The following is a 24,311-nucleotide window of genomic DNA, read 5'->3' as shown; positions in this document are numbered from 1 at the left end:
CCATGCGTTTGTCCCGCTATTTATTACCCACCTTGAAAAACGATCCCGCCGAAGCGCAGATCGTCTCGCACCGACTGATGCTGCGCACAGGCATGATCCGGCAGGAAGCCGCCGGCATCTATGCGTGGTTGCCGCTGGGCCTGCGCGTGCTGCGCAACGTCGAGCGCATTGTGCGCGAGGAAATGGATCGGGCGGGGGCGGTCGAGCTGCTGATGCCGACCCTGCAGTTGGCCGATTTATGGCGTGAAAGCGGTCGCTACGATGCCTATGGTCCGGAAATGCTACGCATTACCGACCGGCACGACCGCGAACTGCTTTATGGGCCGACCAACGAGGAAATGGTGACCGATATTTTTCGCAGCCACGTCAGCTCCTGGCGGAGCCTGCCGCTGAACCTCTACCAGGTGCAGTGGAAATTTCGCGACGAGCAGCGCCCGCGCTTCGGCCTGATGCGCGGACGCGAATTTCTGATGAAGGATGCCTATTCGTTCGACCTGGACGAAGCCGGCGCGAAGCGCTCCTATCGGCGGATGTTCGTCGCCTACCTGCGCATGTTCGCGCGCATGGGCCTGAAGGCGATTCCCATGCGCGCGGAAACCGGCCCGATCGGTGGCGACCTGTCGCACGAGTTCATCGTGCTGGCGCAGACCGGCGAGTCGGCCGTCTACTGCGACCGCGACGTACTCGATCTGCCGGTGCCAGCCTCAGACGTCGACTACGCCGGCGATCTGCAGCCGGTGATCGATCAATGGACTCGACTCTACGCGGCGACCGAGGACGTGCATGATCCCGCGCGCTTCGAGCGCGAGGTGGCGCCACCGAATCGTGTGCACACGCGCGGCATCGAAGTTGGACAAATTTTCTACTTCGGCACCAAATATTCGCTGCCGATGAAGGCGACGGTAACCGGCGCGGATGGAGTGGCTCGCCCGATTCACGGAGGCTGTTACGGCGTGGGCATATCACGCCTGATTGGTGCCATCATCGAAGCAAGCCATGACGAGCAGGGCATCGTGTGGCCTGCAACGGTAGCCCCGTTTGATGTCGGTCTGGTCAACTTGAAGTTCGGCGATACGCGCACCGATGAAGCCTGCGAAACGCTCTACGCACAGCTCCAGGCAGCGGGCGTGAGCGTGCTTTACGACAACACCGACGACCGCGCCGGCGCGAAGTTTTCCAAGATGGATCTGATCGGGCTGCCCTGGCAACTCATCGTGGGTCCGCGTGGCCTCGATGCGGGCGTGGTAGAACTAAAGCAGCGCGCCAATGGTGAGCGTCAGGAATTTCCGATCGAGGCAGCCATAAAATTACTGACGGCATCGCATGCCAATCTGGCCGGCAATTATTCAGGTGAAACGAGATCATGACTGATCTTCTGTGGCAAAAAGCGGGCGTAACGACGAATGCACGCATCATGGCGTTTCTCGCCGGTGACGATGTCCTGCTCGATCGCGAGTTCTTTCTGCACGACGTCGCCGCCAGCAAGGCCCATGTCGAAGGCCTCGCCAACATCAACGTCGTCACGGCTGATGAAGCCGCGTCGCTGAAGCGCGAGCTCGACGCTTTGGCTGACGACTTTCGCAGTGGCGCTTTCGTGCTGGACGATCGCTACGAAGACGGTCACTCGGCGATCGAGGCGCGCCTCACCGAACGACTCGGCGATGCCGGTCGTCGCGTGCACACGGGTCGCAGCCGCAACGACCAGATCCTGGTTGCCACGCGCCTGTGGCTGAAAGAGCAGCTCGCCACGCTGCAGTCGTACTGCCGCGCAATTGCGCAGGTCTGCCTCGACCGCGCTGCGCAACCGGCAATACCGCTGCCGGGTTACACGCACCTGCAACGCGCGGTGGTTTCGTCGACAGGTATGTGGTTCGCCGGCTTTGCCGAAGGCTTTATCGACAACGCGCTGCGTGCCAAACAGACATCCGAATGGGTCGATGCCAATCCGCTGGGTACCGCGGCCGGCTACGGCGTCAACCTCAAGCTGGATCGGGAGCACACTACGCGGGCTCTGGGTTTTGCGCGCATGCAGGTGTCGCCGATCTACGCGCAGCTGTCGCGCGGCAAGTTCGAGATGGCCGTGCTTGAGGCCATCGCCAGCGCGCTGCTCGACCTGCGGCGGCTGGCCTGGGATTTGTCGCTGTTCACCACCGCGGAATTCAATTTCATCAGCCTGCCGTCGGAGTACACCACCGGCAGCTCAATCATGCCGAACAAGCGCAATCCCGACGTGGTGGAGCTGTTGCGTGCCAGTTACGCGAGCGTGGCGGCGGCGCGTACCGAGATCGAGCAGCTGCTGTCGCTGCCGTCGGGCTACCAGCGCGATCTGCAGTTTTCCAAGGGTTCGCTGTTTCACGGCTGCCGACGCGGCCTGATGGCGCTGTCGCTGGTGCCCGATCTGCTGGCGCGGCTGCAGTGGAACGAGGCGCCGATGCGCGCGGCGATCGACCCGGCGATGTACGCCACGGATGTGGCGATCGAGCAGGCTGCGGCCGGCGTGCCGTTCCGCGATGCATATCGCGCGGCGGCCGAAGCCGCAGCGAATGCCGGCGAAGGTCGCACGCCCGAATCCAGCCTGGCGGCGCGCACGTCGCCCGGTGCCGGCCACGATCTGCGCCTGGATGAACTCGCTGCACGGCTGGCGCAGCTGGACGCATGAGCGTCGCGCTGCCCGCGCAGACCTTGCCGCCCTGGCGCCGCGCGGTGCTCAAGGTCGGCAGCAACCTGCTCGCGGCCGATGGCGGCGGCCTCACCGCGCGTCATGCGTCGGCGCTGGTGCAATTCATCGCGGACAGCCATGCGCAGGGCAAACAGGTGGTGCTGGTTTCCTCCGGCGCGGTGGCTGCGGGACGCGCGTTGCTGCGCAAGCACGCGGCTAGCGGCGGTGATCTGGTCGCGCGGCAGGCGCTGGCGGCGCTGGGGCAGGCCCCGATGATTGCGCTGTGGCAAGGTCTCTCGATGCGCCCGGTGGCGCAGGTGCTGCTGACGCACGACGATCTGCGTCACCGTCGGCGCTACCTCAATGCGCGTGCCACGCTGCGCGAACTGCTGGCGCTCGACGTGCTGCCGGTGATCAACGAGAACGACACCGTGGCCGTCGACGAATTGAAGCTCGGCGACAACGACAATCTCGCGGCCATCGTGGCCGCGCTGGTCGACGCCGACCTGCTGCTGATCGCGTCGGATGTCGATGCGTTGTATACCGCCGATCCGCGTATCGATCACGCGGCGACACCGATCGCGAACGTTACCGAACTCACTCCGGCCATCTTGGCGATGGCCGGAGGCAGCGGCAGTCGCGTCGGCACCGGGGGGATGCGCACGAAACTGGAAGCGGCAACCAAGGCCGCCGCCGCCGGCATTCCCACGGCGTTGTTTTGCGGCAGCGACGCAGCGACCGTGCAGGCGCTGGGCGAGGGCAGGCTGCGTGGCACGCTGGTGCACGCGTCTGGCAGCCGCATGCAGGCACGCAAATACTGGCTGCGCCATGCGCCGGCCGCACCCGGGCGCATCGTGGTGGATGCCGGCGCAGCGCTCGCGCTCGCCGCAGGCCACGCCTCGCTGTTGCCGGGCGGGGTGCTGGGTGCGGAGGGTGAGTTCCATCGCGGTGACATCGTCGAGATCGTGGACGTTGATCAGCGCGCCATTGCGCGTGGCCTCAGCCAATACGCCGCCGTCGAAGTACGTCGATTGGCAGGGCATCACAGTCGCGAGATTGCCGCGCTGCTCGGCTACAGCTATGGCGGTGAGATGGTTCACCGCGACGACATGGCGACCATCGGCGCGAAGGAGAGCAGAGCATGAGTGCGATACGTAACCAGGCACTGGCCTGCCGTGACGCGGCCCGATCCGTGGCTGCCCTGGATACCGCCGCCAAGCGGCAACTGCTGCGCGCTATGGCAAGTTCGCTCGAATCCCAAACGGATGCCGTGCTCGAAGCCAACGTCGAGGACATGCGGCTGGCCGCGGAGAGAGGCGTACAGGGTGCGATGTTCGATCGCCTGAAGCTCGATGCACCGCGTGTGCAGGCCATTGCCGTGGCGCTGCGCGAAGTCGCCGGACTGCCCGATCCGGTTGGCATGGTCACACGCCGCGAAACGCGGCCGAACGGCCTCAGCATCGAGCGCGTGCGCGTGCCGCTGGGTGTGATTGCGATGATCTACGAGGCGCGCCCCAACGTAACCGCCGACGCCGCAGCGCTGTGCCTGTTCGCAGGCAATGGCGTGATCCTGCGCGGCGGTTCGGAGGCGCGGCGTTCCAACCTGGCTATTGCTGCCGCACTGCATGCGGCGCTGCATGCCCACGACGTGCCGACGGCGGCGCTGACCTTGATCGACGATCTTAGTCGCGAGGCGATGGTCGAAGTTCTGCAGCTCACCGATATCGTGGACCTGGCGATTCCGCGCGGCGGCGAAGGTCTAATTCGCTTTGTTGCCGAACACGCTCGCGTGCCGGTGATCAAGCACTACAAGGGTGTATGCCACCTTTACGTGGACCGGGCCGCCGATCTGAAACTCGCGCTGGCCTTGCTGATCGACGGCAAGACGACTCGTCCGGGCGTGTGCAATGCGCTGGAGACGCTGCTGGTGCACGCAGATATCGCGGACAAGTTCCTGCCCATGGCAGCGGCAGCTTTGCACGACCATCAGGTAGAAATGCGCGGCTGCGAGCGCAGCTGCCGCCTTGTGCCCGGTATAAAGTCAGCGACGGATGACGACTACGCCGCCGAGTTCCTCGATCTGATCCTCGCCGTTCGCGTGGTCGACGATCTCGACGACGCCCTCGCACATATCCAGCGCTACGGTTCGGACCACACCGAAGTCATTGCCACCGCCGACGAGGTGGCATCGAATCGCTTCGTGCACGCGCTACGTTCGGCCGTCGTCATGGTCAACGCCTCCTCGCGTTTCTCCGACGGCGGCCAGCTCGGCCTCGGTGCCGAAATCGGCATCTCCACCAGCCGCCTGCATGCCTACGGGCCGATGGGAGCCGAGTCGCTCACCGTCGAACGGTTCGTTGTGCGTGGACACGGGCAAGTAAGGCACCCAGCAGGCTGAAGTTCGCCACGTTGGATTGGACGGGAGCGTCATTCCGGTAGATCATCGTGTTGGCACAAGCCGTGCTTTGCGACGCCTCGTCTCACCGACAAACGAACGAGTCATGACGCCGCGCGCCGGGGTTGCTGGGCATCCGTGGTCGGGTCGCGCAACCGTGGGATTCAAGCTACAGCTGCTTAATGAAGGGGAACAGCGATCCGATATTTCATGAGCGGTGCGGTTTGTGCTGTCACTCAACAACGCCGGCCAACAGCGGGCCGACAGAAAATATCCAGAAATGCATGCGGGCACTCGCTATGGCCCTTTTTTAAATCGAACGATGAAGTTATTGCTGGTGCATATGGATAAGGTGCAGCGCGTTGTCTGATTCACACGGAGATTCAACACGCCGGTCGATGTCGCTGGTGTTTCTGCTCGCTGTCGGCCACGGCATGGCGTTCATCGACCGAAACCTGTCCGGCGTGGCGGCGCCGCTGCTGAAGCTCGACCTGTCGCTATCGGACGCCCGGCTGGGGTTTCTGGATGGTCCGGCATTTGCCCTGCCTTACGTCCTCGGCATGTTTGCGAGCCTGCCGCTGACGAATTCGCGATATCGGTTTCGGCTGCTGGCCGGTTGCGTTGCCATCTGGGCACTGGGCATGCTCGTGTTTGCGTTGGGAAAATCGTTCGGCGTGCTCGTCGTGGCTCGCGCGGTCGTCGGCTTCGGGCAGTCGGCGTTTGTGCCGCTGGCATTGAGCCTGATTGTGGAACGCAGTGCAGCACGGTGGCGCGCGCGCTCGATCGCCATTTTCACGGCGGCAGCCGTGATTGGCCGAAGCCTGGCTGCGCTGCTAGGTGGCGCTGCCTTGACCCTGCTTTCCCGATGGGAATCGCCGTCTTATCTTGCGCACTGGCGGCTTCTGTTTCTGGTCATGGCGACGCCGAATCTCGTGCTCATCCTCTTGCTGCTGCATCGCGACGAATTGTCGCCGGCATCTGCGCCTTCGCAGCCGCGTATCTTCAGGTCACTTTTGAGCGCGTTGCGGCAACAACCCACGCTTATGTGCGCTTACGCGTTTAGCGCCTGCGCCAGCGTGCTGATTATCCAGACCATTGGCGCGTGGGCGCCCTCGGTGCTGCATCGTGAGCAGGGGCTGGTGCCTGGAACCGCGGCGCTCGTTTTCGGTGTATCGCTGATGGCAGCTTCACCCTTGGGCCACATGCTGGCAGGCACCTTGGTCGACATGCGTATAAAAAAATTGTCGCCGATGGCGGTCGTGGCACTCGCACTGTTGCTTGCCGTGCCCCTGCTTTGGGAGATGCCGCGGGCCTCATCGCCTGCGGTAGCCTGCGGTTTGTTCGCACTTGTCTCGCTGGTCGGGGGTACGGCAGCGGTGGCGGCGCTCGCCGGCGTCCCGTGGCTGCTGCCCTCATCGTTGCGCGATGTCGGGCTGCGGCTGTTCCTAGCCACCATCACCTTGCTTGGCTTTTCGCTGGGCCCGTTCATGGCCGGCGTGGTCAGTGACGGCTTGGGAATGGGGGGGCATCGTCTGTCGCTTGCTCTTTATCAGGTATGCGTGTCCGTAGCGCTTGCCGGCATCGCGGCCGCGGCGATCGCCCACCTTCTGTGGCGAAAGGGTTGGGCGGCGATAGCCCGATGAGCGAGATATTTGCATTCGACAGCGCCGACTACGATCCCGCCACCGGGTTTGCCAGGTATTGCGATCTTTATGCGTACGGCAGCGATACGGAACGTGTGTCAGGTCCTTTTTTCGCACGAGTACAAAGCTGGAGGCTGGATCGCACGCTGTTGTTCATGCGGGAGTACGGCGGGGTGCGTCATCGGCGCGGCGAGCGGGTCAAGCGCGACGGATTCGATCATTTTGTGCTGCACCACGTGCTGAGCGGCGAATTGACCGGCGGTGCCGATGGCAGCCCCAAGTCGATCGCTGCAGGAGAGACGCTGGTGCTCGATACCAGCAAGCCGATGGAAAGCGGCGCGCGCTCGGTGAAGCTCATCACGGTAAGCCTAACTCGCGATGCGATGCATGCCGCCGCTGGCAGTTTGTCGGGCCTGCATGGCTATCGTATTGGTGTAACGGAGGGAGCGTTGCTATCGCCGATGCTGCAGGCACTGGTGAGGGAGGCCTCGCGGCTGCCGCTGGGCGCATATGCCGCGATTACGCGCATCATCGTTGACCTGCTGGCTGTTGCACTCAATCCGGGAGGCACTGCAGCCCGATCCGATTTCCATCGGCTGGAATATGTGCGTCGCGAAGCTTCTGTTCGCGTTATTGAGGCAAACCTGTGCAGGTCCGATTTTTCCGTACAGGACATCGTCAGCGCCACCGGTATCGCTCGCGCCAGCCTTTACCGCCTATTTGAGCCACAGGGAGGCGTGGCGCGGTTTATCCAGTTGCGTCGGTTGCAACATCTTCGCGATCGCCTGGATGACCGCGCCTTCGACAGCCAGCCGCTCGCGGAGCTTGCACCACTCTCCGGATTTTCCGGTGAAAGTCACGCAAGTCGACTATTCAAACAGGCGTTCGGCATGGCGCCTGGCGCCTACCGAGCTGCGAGCATCCGCGGCGCGCAAAACCCGTCTGTCGACCTGATGACAAGGCGCTGGTTCAACAGCATGAGCGAGCTGAAGTAGTCGATCACGGCAGCTGTTGCGCTCCAGCGTCATGCACTCCCGTCCCGAACATGCGACGGACAGACATGTTGATTTACGGCATGGACTTCTAACATCCAGAGTGTGATCCACGTCACGAATCGTTTATCTAATCGTTGCGATCGGCGTAAGAGATTGCTCGAGGCATGCGGGGAGGTTGTCGTAATCCGCAAAAACTTGAGGTAGAGAGGGCGGTTACGCGAAGAAGTTGCTCAACAGTTGACGGACGAAATCTGTGTTGATGGCGTCATCGAAATCTTTTGCAGGTAAACGGGATTCAAAGGACTCGTCAGGCCTAGGTCAACGTGAGGGGCGATGGAGTGACTCGGTTGCATTGATGGCATGGACGTTGCTCCACCACAGCTAACGGAATTCAGCGTCGCAACAGCAGGGGGAAAGTCAGTGCGTCCAGTTCACTTCATCTCGGGTCTCCCGAGATCGGGTTCCACGTTGCTGGCCGGCTTGTTGCGCCAGAACCCACGCTTCCATGCAGGCATGAGCGGCCCCGTCGGCGGCTTTTTCAACACTCTGCAAGGTGAGATGAGCGGGCGCAACGAGTATTCGGTATTTATCACCGACATCCAGCGCAGGCGCCTTCTGCAGGGCCTGTTCGAGGATTATTACGGCGAGGAATTTACCGCCGAGGTGATCTTCGACACCAACCGCATCTGGTGCAGCAAGCTGCGCCTGCTGAAAGAGCTGTTCCCGACCGCCAAGGTGATCGCCTGCGTGCGGCATATGCCGTGGATCATCGACAGCATCGAGCAACTGGTGCGCAAGAACGCGTTCCAGCCGTCGTCCATCTTCAACTACCAGCCCGGCGGTACGGTGTATTCGCGCGCCGAAGGCCTCGCCAACGGCGACGGCATGGTCGGCTTTGCCTATAACGCGTTGAAAGAGGCGTACTACAGCGAAGACACCGCCAACCTGATGCTGCTGCAGTACGAGACGCTGGTGAATGAACCGGGCCGGGCCATGCAGGCCATCTACGAGTTCACGGGCGAGAAGGCATTCCCGCACGACTTCGACAACGTCAGCTATGACGCCAACGAGTTCGACCTGCGTGCCGGCACGCCGGGTCTGCATACGGTGCGAAAAAAGATCGAGGCGCGCGAGCGCACCAGCGTACTGCCACCGGACGTTTTCAGGCGCTTCGAGAACGACGCCTTCTGGCGCGACCCCAGCCTCAACCTGCGCGGGGTGAAGGTGGTCTGAGCGCCATGCGGCCGCGCAACGCGGCCAAGCCACAAAGCTTTCCATAGCTTTCTGTCCGGGTGGCGCCATGCGCCCATCGGATCATTCGAATAGCCAGCAAATCCTTTCATCTAGCAACACCACTGGGGGCTCCACCATGAATCGCATCTACCGCATTGTCTTCAACCGCACGCTCGGCGTGCCGCAAGTGGTTTCGGAACTGGCCAGTGCGCCTGGTGGTGTCGCGGTCGGTGCCGTTCCGTCGGTCAAGCGGGTGCGCGTGCGCGCGCTGGCGGCGGCTCTCGGCCTGGCGTTGACGACGGTAGCGCTGCCGGCTTGGGCGCAGTGCGTTCAGACGACTGGCACCGTGACAACCTCATGTACCGGCTCCACGGCGATCAATGGCGGCAGCACCAACGGTTCTGGCGGAAGTCCCAGCGTAGCTGGCAGCGGGACTGGGGGAGGCTCGGGTAACAATAATGGTTCAGCGGGTGGGATTGGTGGTGCCTTTGGTGGTAACGGCGGAGCTGGCGGCTTCGTAAATCCGCCATATTACGGCACGGGCGGTGGTGGCGGCGGCGGCGTTTATGGCGGCGGCGGCGGCGGTAACGGCGGCGGTGGCATTGGTGGTGGTGGTGGCAATCCCGGTCTTATCGCCACTGGAAGTCTGACGATTAACGCGGCTGTCGCGGGAGGAAACGGCGGCGATGGTGTGCAAAGCAACAATGGCAGTTTTTCTTATGGTAGCGGCGGCGGCGGCGGCGCAGCAGGCGTCAGCTTCGGCATCTCCAATGGTTCGCTGACCAACGGCAGCATTGGTAATAGCAACACCATCAGGGGTGGTAACGGTGGTAACGGTGGTGGAGGCTATTACAGCGGAGGCGGAGGCGGTGGCGGCATGGCCGTGAGCCTCAGTGGCAGTGGCAACACAGTTACCAACAGCGGCAGCATGAGTGGCGGCAACGGTGGTTCTGCCTCCGGATCGAACGCAGGGAACGTCGCCTACAGAGGTATTGGCGGCAGCGGTGGTGCCGGCGTGAGCATAACCGGCAATGTTAATACTTTTACTAATATTGGCAGCATTACGGGTGGGCAGGGCGGAAGCAGTCCCCTCGGTGTTGGCACGGGTGGCGTTGGCGTTGGCATTTCCGGCAACGACAACACGGTGATCTCCAGTGGCACCATCAGCGGTGGCTTGGACGGCAATGGCGCCAATCCGAACTTTGCTGTGGATATCACCGGAAGCAACAACACGCTGGAGATTTTAGGTGGCGCCACATTCACAGGCAGCATTACCGCGGTCGCCGGTAACGGTAATACGTTAGATCTGGACGGCAGCGCCTATGGCAGCTTTAACGCCTCCAATCTCGCAGGGGGCTTCGATGCTTACCTAAAACAAAACACCAGCACCTGGACGCTGACGGGCACTACGACGGCAGTCACCCCCTGGACGATCAGCGCCGGCACGCTGGCGATTTCCGACGACGCGAGCTTGGGTAGTTCTGCTGGCGCACTTACGCTCAATGGCGGCACGCTCGAAGCCACCGCGGCCGTGACTTCAACCCGTTTAGTCACGCTGGGTGCCGCAGGCGGCACGCTCCTGATCGATTCCACCGCGTCCTTGGCAGAAAATGGCGTGATCGGCGGCAGCGGCGCGCTGACCAAGAGTGGCAATGGTTTGCTCACGCTTGCGGGCGATAACACCTACAGCGGCGGTACGACCATCACCGCCGGCACCCTGCAGGTGGGCAGCGGCGGCACAACTGGCTCGATTACCGGAAACGTCAGCGACAGCGGTGCGCTCGTATTCAATCGCAGCGATGACGTAATTTATGCCGGTGCCGTGAGTGGCACTGGTTTGCTTTACCAGAATGGTGCCGGTGCCCTGACGCTCACGGGCGCCAACACCAATACCGGTGGCAACGTCATCCAGTCCGGCGTCATGCAGATCGGCAACGGCGGCACCTCCGGTTCGATTGCCGGTGACGTACTGGACAACGGCGCACTGATCTTCAACCGCGGCGACGACGTGACTTATGCCGGTGCCGTCAGTGGCAGCGGTTCGCTCTATCAGAATGGATCGGCTGCGCTGATCCTCACGGGTGCCAGCACCAACACCGGCGGCAGCGTGATCCAGTCGGGCAGCATGCAGATTGGCAACGGCGGCACGACCGGCTCGATCATCGGTGACGTGACCGATAACGGCGTGCTGGCTTTTGATCATTCCGATGACGTGACGTTCGGAGGGGCAATCAGCGGCACCGGCGGCCTTACGCAGTCCGGCACCGGCGTGCTGACCGTGAGCAATGGCAACAGCAATTACAGTGGACTGACCAACATCGCGGCCGGCACGCTCGCCCTCAGCGGAGCTGCCAGCATTGCCGGTTCCAGCAGCGTGCTCGATAACGGCACGCTCGATATCAGCCAGATCAACAACGGAGCGACCATTGCTTCACTGAGCGGAAGCGGCGCGGTAACGCTCGGTGGCCAGTCGCTGACCCTGTCCAACGCCAACGATACCTTTGGTGGAGCGATCGGCGGCGCCGGCGGCGTAACGCTCTCGGCGGGCAACGAAACACTGACCGGCGCGAACAGCTACACGGGCGACACGACGATCAACGGCGGCACGCTGTCGATCAACGGCGGCGGCAGCGTAACGAGCAGCGCCAATGTCGTCGACAACGGCACGTTGATCGTGGACGGCGCAGGTTCGAGTATCACGGCGACCGGATCGACTGGCAACGGCACGCCGTTCCAGGTGGGCAGCAACGGCGTCGGTAACTTCACGGTGAGCAATGGCGCGTCGGCCAATAGCTTGGGTGAACTCAACATCGGCCAGAACGCGGGTGACAACGGCACGGTGACCATCACCAGTGGTGCCCATTTCGCCGCGGCGGCGAGCACCAACATTGGCAAATCCGGCAGCGGTACGCTGACGGTGTCCGATGGCGGCTCGTTTGACAGCAGCTTCTTTTCGATCGCCGACCAGTTGGGCTCTACGGGGACGGTGAGCGTGACGGGCGCCGGTTCTTCAGTGACAGTAGCGACAGGTGGCCAAGTTGTCGTTGGCAATCATGGTGGCAACGGCGCGCTGACCATTGGCGACGGCGCGACGGTAACCGCCGATAGCGTAGTGGTTGCCGCCGATCCCGGTTCGACCGGCGTGCTGACCATCGGTGCAGATGCAGGCAGCGCCGCAACCGCGGCGGGCACGCTCGATACCGCCAGCGTCACGTTTGGGGCGGGTACCGGTTCGCTGGTCTTCAACCACTTGGATCCTGGTTACATCTTCAATCCCACGATCAGCGGCAGCGGCACGGTCGATCTGCTGGCCGGTACAACCATTTTTACCGCGGACGACACCTATACCGGCGGCACGACCATCAGCGCCGGTACGCTGCAGATCGGCAACGGCGGCACGACGGGTTCGATCACGGGGGATGTGACCGACAACGGCGCTCTCGTGTTTGATCGAAGGGATGCGTTGACGCTAGCGGGCGTCATCAGCGGTGGCGGTTCGATCAGCCAGATCGGCAGCGGCACGACGACACTTTCCGGTGCCAACACCTACAGCGGTGGCACCACGGTCACCGCCGGCACCTTGGCTATTTCCGCCCTTAATAATCTGGGTACCGGTGACCTTGCGTTGAACGGCGGTGCGCTTGAACTCACGGCGTCTGGTATCGACTTCAATCGGGCTTTGTCGCTGGGCAGCGCGGGCGGCACGGTCTCCGTCGACGCGGGTCAGTCGGACTCAGTCAGTGGCGTGATGGACGGCAGTGGCGAACTGATCAAGAGTGGCGCCGGCTTGCTCGCGCTTTCAGGCACCAACACCTATACGGGCGGCACATCGATCCTTGGCGGCACGCTGCAGATCGCCAATGACGACAATCTCGGCGACGCCAGCGGGGGGGTGACGATTGATTCCGGCACTTTGCAGGCCAGCGGTTCGTTCACGTCCAATCGCGCCGTCGCGCTCGGCAACTATGCCTATATCGATACCAACGGTTTTGACGTGGCGCTCAACGGCCAGATTGGCCTGGACGCGGTGGGTTATGGCGCGCTCTTCAAGGAAGGCCTTGGCACGCTCACCCTGACCGGCGCCAATACCTACAACGGAGGCACCATCGTCGATGCCGGTACGCTCGCGCTGGCCGGCGGCGGCACGCTGGGAGGTGCTCCCGTGAGCATCGCCAGCGGTGCCGTGCTGGACATTTCGCAGTCGGCTGGTTTGACGACTCAGGAATTTCAGGGCAGCGGCACCATCAACCTCGGTGCACAGGCGCTCGACCTGACGAACACCAATACGATCTTCACCTTCGATGGCGTTATCGCCGATGGCGGTATTGGTGGCGGTTCGGGTGGGCAGGTGATCATCAACGACGCGAATAATTCGGTCACGTTCACTGGCGTCAATACCTATACCGGCGCGACCACCATCAGCGGCGGCACGTTGGCGTTGAGCGGAAATGGCAGCATCGCTAACTCCAGCGATGTGATAGACAACGATACCTTCGACATCAGCGCTACCAATAGCGGCGCATCAATCGTCTCGCTGGGCGGTACAGGCAGCGTCAATTTAGGTGCGCAAACGCTCACCCTGACCAATGCGAATGACGCATTCGCCGGTGTGATCGGTGGCAGCGGCGGTCTCGTGCTGACCGCAGGTCAGGAGATTCTCAGCGGCGGCAATACCTATACCGGCCTCACGGATGTCCAGGGTGGCACGCTCCTGATCGGTGGTGACACGACGGGCAGCTCGGCATCGATCAAGGGCAGTGCACAGGTTGACAGCGGCGCGACGCTCGGTGGCTTCGGTACGGTCATGGGTGATCTGAACGTGGCAACCGGCGCGCATCTTGCGCCAGGCAACGGCAGTGCGCTCGGTACCTTGATGGTGGGGGGCAATCTGACGCTGGATCAGGGCAGCGCGCTGGACTTCGCCTTTGGCGCTCGCGGCGTGAATGCCAGCACTTTCGGTTACGGTGACAGCGTGCAGGTGAAAGGCGACTTGACACTCAATGGCACCGTACTCAACGTCAGCGACGCGGGCGGCTTCGGCGCGGGCCTGTACAGCCTGTTCACCTATGACGGTACGCTGACCGAGACCAACGGCGGCATCGCGTTGGGCACGGTGCCGGCGAACAGCAACGTGGTGATCCAGAATCTCACGGCCGACAAGCAGATCAATCTCATCAATGCCGGCAGCCAGACGCTGAACTTCTGGAATGCCAACGGTCTGGCCTCGCCCACCCAGATGGGCGGCGGCAGCGGCACCTGGTCGGTAACGTCGCCCAACTGGACCGATGCCAACGGCAGCGTCACCGCGGCGATGTACCCGCAGCCGGGCTTTGCGATCTTTGGCGGCGCCGCGGGTACGGTCACAATCGACAACAGCGCCGGCAATGTCAGTGCGACGGGCATGCAGTTCGCCACCACCGGTTATGTAATGACCGGCGACACCTTGACCCTGGTGGCCGACGCCAACGGCGACGCACCGGTGATTCGCGTGGGTGACGGCACGGCCGCCAGCGCCATGGACGTTGCCACCATCTCGAACGCCGTCACCGGCACGGACGGCCTGGTCAAGTCCGACTACGGCACGCTCATTCTCTCGGGTCAGACCACCATCAGCGGCGCTTCGTCCGTGACTGGCGGCGAGCTCGATCTGGATGGCAACGGCAGCAATTTCACCGGCGGGTTTACCCTGGGCAGCGGCAGCACGCTGCTGGTCGGTGGGGCAGGTGCCGGCGTAAGCGTGACCGGGGCTAGCGGCGTGCAAGGCTCCGCCGGTTTTGTCATTGGCCCCCCGACCGGCGGTCCGGGCAAGTATTCCATCACCGGTGGTCCGGGCGGCAATGGTTCGGCTGGCGGCGCGGGAGTCAGCGGAAATGGCTTCAGCTTGACCAACAACAGCCAGATTAACGGAGGCACGGGCGGCAGCGGCGGCTCGGGCAAATACGGCAGCGGTGTAAGCGGTAGCGGCGGGGCAGGAGCCGCTGGCGGCGCGGGCGTGAACGTCAGCACCGCTACCCTGACCAATACCGGTGTGGTGGCTGGCGGTTATGGCGGCCGCGGCGGTTACGGCGGCGGTGGTATCTACAGCGCGAGCCAGACAGTAGGGGGCGCAGGTTACAGCGGCGGTGCCGGAGGCGATGGCGGCGCGGGCGTCACGGGATCGGGTTTCACCTTGAACAATAGCGGTGTCGTTGCTGGTGGCAGCGGCAGTTCCGGTGGTACGGGCGGTGCCGGTAATAGTGGTGTCTATAACACAAGCCAGACCAGCGGTGCGGGCGGCAAAGGCGGTAACGGCGGTGCCGGCGGCGCCGGCGTCAGCGGTACCCAGTTCAGTGTGGATAACAGCGGGCTCGTTATCGGTGGCGCCGGCGGCTCGGCAGGCTTGGGCGGCAATGGTGGCAGCGGCAGCAGTCCTAACGGCGCTGGAGTAGCCGGCACGGGTGGCACGGGCGGCGTGGCGGGTGTCGGCGGTGTGGGCGGCGCTGGCGTCGCGGGCAGCTATTTCAACGTGACCAATGAAGCTACAGGTGTAATCGTGGGTGGCAGTGGCGGCTATGGTGGCTACAGCCGCGAAGGCGGTCCCGGCGGCTACAACAACAGCAACCAGATCACAGGCAACGCTGGTGCGCCAGGGGCTGTCAGCGTCGCTGGCGTTGGTGGCGCGGGTATCACGGGTACCAACTTTCAGGTAGTCAACAACGGGATTATCAGCGGCGGCTACGGCGGTCAGGGCGGCGAACCCGGCGATAACTTCACGACGGCCACGGCGGCAGCCGGTGGCACTGGAGGGGTCGGTGGCGCGGGCATCGGCGGCAGCTATGCGAATGTGACCAATAGCGCGACGGGCAGCATCACGGGCGGCAAGGGCGGGAAAGGGGGCTACGGCAGTTACAGCAATGCTGCTGGCGCGGCTTCCGGTGCGGGCGGCAATGGCGGTACCGGTGGTGCAGGTATCAGCGCCGTGCAGATGCTGATATCCAATGCCGGTGCCATTAACGGCGGCGTCGGTGGTTACGGTCACTACGGCGCCAGCGATGGCAACGACACGGCCATGCTTTCGCCGGGCGGTGCAGCGGGCGCGGGCGGCGCGGGTGGTGCCGGTGTGACCGGCTCATCCTTTACCTTGACCAACGCGGGCACCGTGACCGGTGGTGTGGGCGGTGCTGGCGCTGACGGTAAAACGGGTGCTTCTTATGGCGGGTCCTACGGCAATGGGAGCAACGGCGGCTCGGGTGGCAAGGGCGGCGCAGGCGTCAGCGGTTCGTCGTTCACGGTGATCAACAGTGGCAGCATTGTTGGCGGTGTGGGCGGCAAGGGTGGCGCTGGCGGAGCGGCTGGCGGTGGCACGGCGATCGCAGGCGCTGACGGTGTTGGCGGTATCGGCGGCGTGGGCGTGGCATCGACGGGCAACTCGATCGTGGTCAACAGCGGCAGCATTGCCGGTGGTCTGGGCGCGGACGGTACGCAGGCCGATGCGGTCGACTTCAGCGGTGGCAACAACACGCTGGAGATCGACGCCGGTTACTCGTTCACCGGCAACGTGATCAGCAGCAGCGGCACAACGCAGGGTGGCGACACTCTCGCGTTGGGCGGTGCCACGAATGACAGCTTCGATGTAAGTAACGTCGGTGGACTGGGCAGCGGCCTGGCCTATCAGGGCTTTGCGCAGTACGCCAAAACCGGCAGCAGCACGTGGACATTGCAGGGATCGGGTAATGCCAGCGAAGCGTGGATTATCAGGGACGGCACGCTGGTGGGCAGCAGCACCAGCCTGGTCGGCAACGTGACCTTTGCGCCGGCCATCGGCGATACCGCTGCGGTAGTATTCGACCAGACGCAGGACGGCAGCTACCTGGGCACGGTTTCCGGCAACGGTTCGTTTGAGAAGACCGGAGCCGCGACCCTCGTGTTGGGCAACGCCAATACCTACACCGGCGGCACAACGATTACGGCAGGCACGCTGCAGATCGGCAATGGCGGAAATACCGGTTCGATCACGGGCGACATCACTGACAACGCTGCACTGGCGTTCGATCGCTCCGATGCCGTGGTCTTCGGCGGTGTCGTCAGTGGCGCGGGCACGCTGTCGCAAATCGGCAGTGGTTCGCTCACCTTGAACGGCGTCAACACGTATACCGGCGGCACCACCGTCGCCAGCGGCTCGTTGCTGGTCGGCGATAGCGCGACGTCCAGTGCCTCGATAGCAGGGGACGTGGCTGTCGACAGCGGCGCGACGTTGGGCGGGCACGGATCCATCGGCGGCAACGTGACCATTGCCGGTGGCGCGCATCTGGCTCCGGGCGCTGGTGATATCGGCACCCTGACCATCGGCGGCAACCTCGGCATCGCGCAGGGTGGCATCGTCGATGAGGCTTTCGGCGCACCGGCCACGTCATTCAGCAGTTTCGGCATCGGCGACAGTGTCAAAGTCGGCGGTGATCTCACGCTCGATGGCGTCACGCTCAACGTAACGGGCGAGCCTGGGTTTGGTGCCGGCTTGTACAACATCTTCAGCTACGGCGGCACGCTGACGGAAACCAACGGCGGCATTGCCTTGGGCAACGTGCCGGCGGGCGACACATTGGCGATCCGGACGCTCGCCTCGGCCAAGCAGATCAACTTGCTCAACACGAGCGGCATGACGCTCAATATCTGGAACGGCAATGGTTTGGCTTCGCCGACGCAAATGGGTGGCGGCAGCGGCATCTGGTCGGTGACGGCGCCGAACTGGACCGACATGAACGGTGACGTGACGACATTGATGCAGCCGCAGCCTGGCTTTGGCATCTTCGGCGGTGCGGCAGGTACGGTCACCGTGGATAACAGCGCCGGTGCCGTTACCGCGACGGGCATGCAGTTCGCCACCAGCGGCTACATACTGACCGGTGACACGTTGACTCTGGTGGCCGATGCAAACGGGCAGGCGCCGACGATCCGCGTTGGCGACGGTTCGACCGGCGGCGCCAGCGATGTCGCGACGATCGGAAACGTGCTGGCCGGTACCGCCGGACTGAACAAGTCCGACTACGGAACCTTGGTGCTCACCGGCGGTAACACCTACACCGGAGGCACCACCATCACGACGGGCATCCTGCAGTTGGGCAACGGTGGTACGACCGGCTCGATCGTCGGGGATGTTGTGAATGACGGTGCGCTGGCATTCGATCGCTCCGACGCGGTGACGTTCGCCAGCACCATCAGCGGTACCGGCAGCCTGTCGCAGATCGGCAGCGGCACGCTGAGTCTGACCCAGGCCAACAGTTTCACCGGCAGCACGACGATCGGCAGCGGCACGCTGGCGCTGATCGGTAACGGCAGCATCGCCGCCTCCAGCGGCCTGCTCGACAGCGGCACGTTCGATATCAGCGGCGCGACTGCTCCCGTATCGATCGCGTCACTCGCCGGTGCGGGCACGGTCAATCTGGGTGCACAATCGTTGACGCTGTCCAACGCCGCTGACACGTTCGGCGGCGGAATCAGTGGCAGCGGCGGTCTGATTGTCGACGGCGGCCATGAAATTCTGACCGGAAGCAACACATACACCGGGGGCACCACGATCACAGACGCAACGCTGCAGCTGGGTAACGGCGGCACTAGCGGTTCGGTCGCTGGCGATATCGCTGATAACGGTGTGCTTGTGGTTGACCGCTCCGATGACGTCACGCTTGGGAGCACTATCTCCGGCTCAGGCAGCCTTACCAAACAGGGTGCCGGAACGCTCGCCCTTACTGGCGCGGACACCTATGCCGGCGCCACGTCGGTTGAGGCGGGCACGCTGGATGTCCAGGGCAGCCTCGCCAGCGCGGTGGGTGTGGCCAGCGGTGCCACCCTAATCGGTAGCGGCAGCGTCGGTGGTATGACCATCGCCAGCGGCGGCACGGTGTCGCCGGGTAGCAACAGCGTCGGCACGCTGACGGTCAACGGCAACCTCAGCATCGCCGCCGGTTCGACCTATCAGCTCGATGCGACCGATGCCGGCAGCAGCGACCTGATCCGCGCCACCGGGGCCGCGACGCTGGGCGGCGGTTCGGTGGTCTCGACGGAGGCGGGCAGCAACTGGAACGCCACCACGAAGTACACCATCCTCACGGCGGCGAGCGGCGTCGGCGGCACGTTCGGTTCGGTCAGCAACAACTTCGCGTTCCTGACCCCGACACTGAGCTACGACGCCAATGATGTGTACCTGACCCTGGCGCGCAACGCGGTGGCGTTCCCGACCGTCGGCGTGACGCCGAACGAGATCCACACGGGTGCGGCGATCGAAGCGCTCGGCGCCGGCAACGCGGTGTACAACGCCGTGCTGCCGCTGGCGGTGGGTCCGGCACGTGCGGCGTTCGCGGAACTGGCCGGCGACAGCCTGGCCAGCACGCGCACGGCGATCGTCGACGACAGCCGCTACGTGCGTGACGCGATCAACAACCACCTGCAGGGTGCGCAGGGCACCGGCGAGACGACCCAAGCGGACGATCAGGGCAGCGTGTGGGCCAGCATCTGGGGTCATGGTGGCAACAACGACAGCGACGGCAATGCGCCCCGCATGGGCAGCAACGGCAGCGGGCTGCTGGTCGGTGCCGATCGCAATCTGGATGCGTGGCGCGTGGGTGCGGTGGCTGGCTCCGGCCAGTTGTCCAACAACACGACCTACGGTTCGGGCGACGCGCACAGCACTGATACGGTGTTCGGCCTTTACACTGGTGTGGATGTGGGCGCCTGGCAGTTTCAGGGCGGCGGGGCGCACAGCTGGTATGACGTCAGCAGCCATCGCCAGATCGATGTCACCGGTCTCCAAGGCCGTGCCACGGCCAACTACCACACGGGCGTGACGCAGGCGTATGTCGACGGCGGCTATCGGTTCACCTTCAGTCAGGGCAGCCTGACCCCGTATGCCGACGTGGCACGCGTCTGGGTGCATCAGAACGCGATCAACGAAGGTTCGACCGAGGCCGCCGCACTGAACGTGCAGGCCAACGGCACGGCGGTGAACTACGGCACGGTGGGCTTGCGTGGCGTCTACAACCCGTCACCGGTCGTGCAGCTGCATGCCAGCGTGGGCTTCCAGCAGGCGTGGGGCGATCTGCGCTCGATCGATCAGCAGAGCTTCGCCAACGGCGGCACGACCAGCTTCACGGTGGCCGGCGTGCCGGTGGCCAAGAGCTCCGGCGTACTGGACTTTGGCATGCGCCTGCAGCTGAGCAAGAGCGTGAGCGTGGACACCAGCTATCACGGCCAGTTCGCCAGCGACGCCAAGGATCAGGGCGCCCGCATGGCGCTCAACGTGGCCTTCTGAGGCAAGGTGTTCTGGTTCTGACGTGATCGAGCCACCCCGGTGCGAATCGGGGTGGTTTTTTTATGCGGTGACGCGTCGCGTCGCGAAGGCAAACACGCCGGAAGGGGGCCATGGCGGACGATCCGTTATTCGTCCGGTGCGCGGACGGCCGGCCATTCGCCCAGACGTATTGACGCTGTCGTACTTGTCAGTCGTCGCGTCGCGTTGCCTTGGTTAACGCAGCGGACGATGAATCACCAGCTCTCCGTCCGCCGTTCTTCCCGCATGGACGAACCCGAGCCTGGCGAGAATTTTCTGGATGGCGCGGCGTTCGAGCTTGCGATTTTCGATGGTGGCAAGCAGGCGGCCAGGTGCACCCGGTTCGCGTGCGAGGTCTTCAAAACCCTCGATCATCTTCTGCATCAACCGGACATTGAGGCCGGCGAGCCGGCTGGCCGGGCGGATGAAGATGCGGATGTATCCGTAAGAGTGGCCCTCGTCGTCCAGGCGTATGGCCACCGTGCAGACTCCCGCGATGCGGCCACTCTCCGCCTCGCGCAGCAGGCAGGCCACTTCCGCGCAGCGGCGCCACGCCTCATCCGCATTTGCTATCGCTCCTTCCCGCAGCCAGAACGCCACGATCTGCTGCCGCAGCGGCGCCGAGATAGCCCCGAACACCCAGAGAACCTGGAAATCCTCGTGCTTTTTGGCAGAGGGCGCGGGTGCTGTGATCACGAGAAATTCCTGTCCTGGGCATGCTTTTGGCGGTGGAACGGCTGGCTTTGGCCCGCCGCGCGGATCTTCCGGTGCCTCAGTGTAGCGGGCGTCCGAGGGGCTCAGGGCCTGCCTGCCGGGCCACATAACTCGCCCAAGGCGCCAGTCCATTATGATGGCCGGCCGGGCGGCCTCCTCGACAGGCCCCAAGACCGCTTGGAAGGCGCGAATCAAGCTCAGGGATGTGGTCAAACCTGTTCCTTTCGAAGTGAAGCCGTGAATCGTTTGATTGAAAGCACTACCGATGCGTTGGCGCCGGGGATTTCGCCGGGCGCGGCTGGGTCCGATGCCGCAATGAAGGCGCGCGCGCGACGCCAGCGGCGCGTCTACCTCGTGCCGCCGGCGCGTTGGAAGTCCGCCCGGTCGTGCGCAGCAATCGACTGGTCGACCCTCGCGCCGGCCCCTTGTGCCTGGTCGGACAAGTCGCTGAAGGCCGCTTCGATCGCAAACGCGCAGCGGCGTCGCGTGGATTGGAGCAAGGGCTGGACTTTCGCCGTCTCGCTTGCAGGTCGTTCTTCCGCGACGACGCGTGGCGCCCGACGCGGTCTCTACCGCGCCAACGCCCTGATTGTGGACAGGGCACACGCGCTGCAGCGCTCCTGGGCCACGTTGGATCAGGCCAACAAGCGCCGTGCGCTCACCGCGCTTTCGTGCTGCGTGGCTTTCGTTGCCATTGCCGTGCCGCTGGTGTCAGGCGTGGCGCACTCGCAGCCGGAGCTCGACGCTCGTGCGCCGCTGAGTGGGCCGGTGACGGCAAAGACGCTGGCGGCCGCGCCCTTCGCCATACCGCCGCCTCCCGCCCCGGCTGAAAAAGCGCGCGAGATCGAATCGATGGCGATGCTGCCCAAGGCGGTCCCAGCGGCGCGGTCCGAACCATCATCGTCCATCGCGCTGCTGTCGGATGTCAGCACGATGGATTTGATGATGCCGATCGCCGAGCCCGATCTGAACATCGCCTCGCGCCAGAGTCTGTGGGCGCAGGTGGGCAAGGAGTATGGCGTCGATCCGCTGTTGCTTTACAGCATCGCGCTGGTGGAGTCGCGTTCCCTGCACCCGGATGGCGACGTGGGTCCGACGCCCTGGCTGTTCCGGGTCAACGACCATCTGGTGGTCGGCGAACGTCACCATGTGCAGATGGAGATGGCGGTCGCGAGCCAGCTCAATGCGACGGTGCAGGACGTCGGCATCATGCAGGTGTACTACCCGATGCACCGCAGCGCGGTCCGCGATCCGCTGAGCCTGCTGGACCCGAAAACCAATATTTCCGTTGCCGCCAAGATCCTGCACGACGGCATGCACGAAACGCGCGATCCTGTGCTGGGCGTGGGCTACTACCACAGCCACACGCAGCAGCTGGCGCGCGATTACGGCACCGCCGTGATGACCGTCTATCAGCGGCTCAAGGGCGTGTACCGATCGGGGAAAAACGGGCAGATCGTGGCGCGTTAGCCGTGACTTGCGCGCTTCCATCGATGGCCCTCAGCTTCTTTGGACAAGCCAGACGGACAAACGAGTGAACCTGCCGCTCACGCGTTTCGCTGGTCAAACGGCAAAACGCATTACCTCAGTGCAGCCTTCTTTTTTGGCGCCGGTTTTCTAGTCGTATTCGCTGCCGCCATCGGATTGGCGATGGCCGCGTCCAGCGTCAGCCCCTGCAAAGGGCGCTCGACGCGCATCAAGCCAAAATTCTCGACAAAGGCCATCACGCACGGGCGAAGATTTTCCTCGCCGTTGTTCGAGTTGCTCATGTTCGTCGCCGACAAACCGAAGTTGATCGACAGCATCCACAGCCCTTCGTGGATGCCCGCACTCTTCAACACAATGGCCAGCAGCTCTTCGTGAGAAAAGGAATGTTTGATGGCGTCGGTCATGGAGGCGCTCATTCGTTGACGGTCGATGCACGATGACAGCCGGTGTCGGCTGCAGTCACCAGACACGCCATCAAATCTTCGTCCAGTGATGCACCGCTTCCGCAAATGCCAGGCAGTCCGCGAACCGGTTGTAAAGCGGAGCAGGCGAAATGCGGATGACGTCCGGCTCGCGCCAATCGCCGATGATGCCGCGATCCATCAGATACTCGAACAACGCGCGACCGCGATCGCGGCCGCCGACGACACGGATCGAAAGCTGCGCACCGCGGCGGTTGGGGTCGCCGGGCGTGACGATTTCCAGCACGCCGCCCAGTGTTGTTTGCACCAGCCACTCGAGGTAGCCGGTCAGCTGCAGCGATTTCTCGCGCAGCTGGCGCATGCCGGCGCGGCGAAACATGTCGAGCGAGACGCGCAGCGGCGCCAGCGACAGGATCGGCGGGTTGGACAGCTGCCAGCCTTCGACACCGTGGATCGGCATGAACTCCGGGCCCATCTGAAAACGCGTGGCCTTGTCGTGGCCCCACCAGCCGGCGAAGCGTGGCAGCACCGCATCGGCATGACGCTCGTGCACGAACGCACCGCCGACCGCACCCGGGCCGGCGTTGAGGTATTTGTAATGGCACCAGATGGCGAAATCGGCGCCGCTGTCGTGCAGCTGCAGCGGCAGGTTGCCCACGGCATGCGCAAGGTCGAAGCCGACCGTGCAGCCGTGGCCGTGCGCCAGCGTGGTGATCGCTTTCAGATCGAAGGCCTGGCCGTTGCGGTACTGGATGCCGGGCAGCATCACCAGCGCGATGCGCGAGCCGTGCTCGGCCAGCGCGCGCTCGATCGCGGCCATGGAGATGAGGCCGTTCGGTTCGTCGGCTTCCAGCTCGATCAGCGCGGTGGCCGGATCGAAGCCGTGAAAGCGCACCTGCGATTCCACCGCGTAGCGGTCTGTGGGAAAAGCGCCGGCCTCGATCAGGATCGCGGGCCGTTCCGGCGTGGGTCGATAAAAGCTCACCATCAGCAGATGCAGGTTGACCCCGAGGGTATTCATCGCGACCACTTCGGCCGGCTTGGCGCCGACGACCAGCGCGAGATCGTCGCGCAGATAATCCTCGTAGTTGAGCCATGGCGCGCGGCCCTTGAAATGGCCCTCCACGCCCAGCTCGGCCCAATAGTCGAGCTCCGCCGTCACCGCCTCGCGCACGCCGCGCGCCTGCAGGCCGAGCGAGTTGCCGCAGAAGTAGACGCTGTCCACCTTTTTGCCGTCCGCGCCTTCGTGCGGCGGGATCAGAAACTCGTCGCGAAACGCGCGCAGCGGGTCGGCCGCGTCGCGCTGCTGCGCCCATTCGGCGGTGGCCTGGTAGTGGCTGACGTCGTGCATCTCGATGGTCCTGTGAGTGGGCGGGAGCGCGAACGGACGCTCGCTTCGTGCAGCGGCGACTTTACCTGTGACAGGGTCTTCTCGACAGTGAAAGCGGGCGCTGGCGATG

Annotated in this window: 12 protein-coding genes; 9 read left to right on the top strand and 3 right to left on the bottom strand. The window is 64.0% G+C overall.

Annotation, left to right across the window (positions count from 1 at the left end):
- Positions 1-2: 2 nt before the first annotated feature.
- The 8 genes from proS (at position 3) to ACDK93_RS13345 (ending at position 20,209) form a co-directional block, all read left to right on the top strand.
- Complete coding sequence (proS, locus tag ACDK93_RS13380; protein ID WP_458069274.1) at positions 3-1,367, top strand: proline--tRNA ligase; 1,365 nt, start codon at positions 3-5, stop codon at positions 1,365-1,367.
- Positions 1,364-2,659, top strand: coding sequence for an argininosuccinate lyase (gene argH / locus ACDK93_RS13375; protein WP_458069272.1), 1,296 nt, complete (start codon positions 1,364-1,366; stop codon positions 2,657-2,659). Before proS ends, argH begins: the two co-directional genes overlap by 4 nt.
- Complete coding sequence (gene proB / locus ACDK93_RS13370) at positions 2,656-3,804, top strand: glutamate 5-kinase (RefSeq protein WP_458069271.1); 1,149 nt, start codon at positions 2,656-2,658, stop codon at positions 3,802-3,804. The genes argH and proB overlap by 4 nt, the downstream gene beginning before the upstream one ends.
- The gene (locus tag ACDK93_RS13365) at positions 3,801-5,057 is read left to right on the top strand and encodes a glutamate-5-semialdehyde dehydrogenase (RefSeq protein WP_458069269.1); all 1,257 of its coding nucleotides are present in this window, start codon (positions 3,801-3,803) and stop codon (positions 5,055-5,057) included. The genes proB and ACDK93_RS13365 overlap by 4 nt, the downstream gene beginning before the upstream one ends.
- Positions 5,058-5,416: 359 nt before the next feature.
- Positions 5,417-6,697 carry an MFS transporter gene (locus tag ACDK93_RS13360; RefSeq protein ID WP_458069268.1) on the top strand — a complete coding sequence of 427 codons (1,281 nt, stop codon included), beginning with the start codon at positions 5,417-5,419 and terminating at the stop codon, positions 6,695-6,697.
- Positions 6,694-7,692, top strand: a complete 999-nt coding sequence (locus tag ACDK93_RS13355) for a helix-turn-helix domain-containing protein (RefSeq protein WP_458069266.1) — start codon at positions 6,694-6,696, stop codon at positions 7,690-7,692. The genes ACDK93_RS13360 and ACDK93_RS13355 overlap by 4 nt, the downstream gene beginning before the upstream one ends.
- A 360-nt stretch (positions 7,693-8,052) precedes the next feature.
- Positions 8,053-8,925 carry a sulfotransferase family protein gene (locus ACDK93_RS13350; protein WP_458069265.1) on the top strand — a complete coding sequence of 291 codons (873 nt, stop codon included), beginning with the start codon at positions 8,053-8,055 and terminating at the stop codon, positions 8,923-8,925.
- 136 nt (positions 8,926-9,061) lie between these two features.
- The gene (locus ACDK93_RS13345; RefSeq protein WP_458069264.1) at positions 9,062-20,209 is read left to right on the top strand and encodes an autotransporter-associated beta strand repeat-containing protein; all 11,148 of its coding nucleotides are present in this window, start codon (positions 9,062-9,064) and stop codon (positions 20,207-20,209) included.
- Between the two features lie 213 nt (positions 20,210-20,422).
- On the opposite strand, the gene ACDK93_RS13340 is transcribed toward ACDK93_RS13345, so the two are convergent.
- Positions 20,423-21,154, bottom strand: a complete 732-nt coding sequence (locus tag ACDK93_RS13340) for a hypothetical protein (RefSeq protein WP_458069262.1) — start codon at positions 21,152-21,154, stop codon at positions 20,423-20,425.
- A gap of 24 nt (positions 21,155-21,178) precedes the next feature.
- Here ACDK93_RS13340 and ACDK93_RS13335 point away from each other — a divergent pair, with 24 nt between their 5' ends.
- Positions 21,179-22,411: a hypothetical protein gene (locus ACDK93_RS13335; RefSeq protein WP_458069260.1), complete on the top strand. Its 1,233-nt coding sequence runs from the start codon at positions 21,179-21,181 to the stop codon at positions 22,409-22,411.
- A gap of 110 nt (positions 22,412-22,521) precedes the next feature.
- Here the strand turns inward: ACDK93_RS13335 and ACDK93_RS13330 are convergent, their stop codons facing one another.
- Both ACDK93_RS13330 and kynU read right to left on the bottom strand, forming a co-directional pair.
- Positions 22,522-22,833 (bottom strand): hypothetical protein, encoded by a 312-nt coding sequence (locus tag ACDK93_RS13330; RefSeq protein ID WP_458069258.1) that lies wholly within the window; start codon positions 22,831-22,833, stop codon positions 22,522-22,524.
- 70 nt (positions 22,834-22,903) lie between these two features.
- Positions 22,904-24,202: a kynureninase gene (gene kynU / locus ACDK93_RS13325; RefSeq protein WP_458069257.1), complete on the bottom strand. Its 1,299-nt coding sequence runs from the start codon at positions 24,200-24,202 to the stop codon at positions 22,904-22,906.
- Positions 24,203-24,311 lie beyond the last annotated feature (109 nt).

This window comes from Rhodanobacter sp. BL-MT-08 (assembly GCF_054161255.1).
Note: the sequence above shows the minus strand (reverse complement) of the source record. Positions and strands in the feature narration are given on the sequence as shown.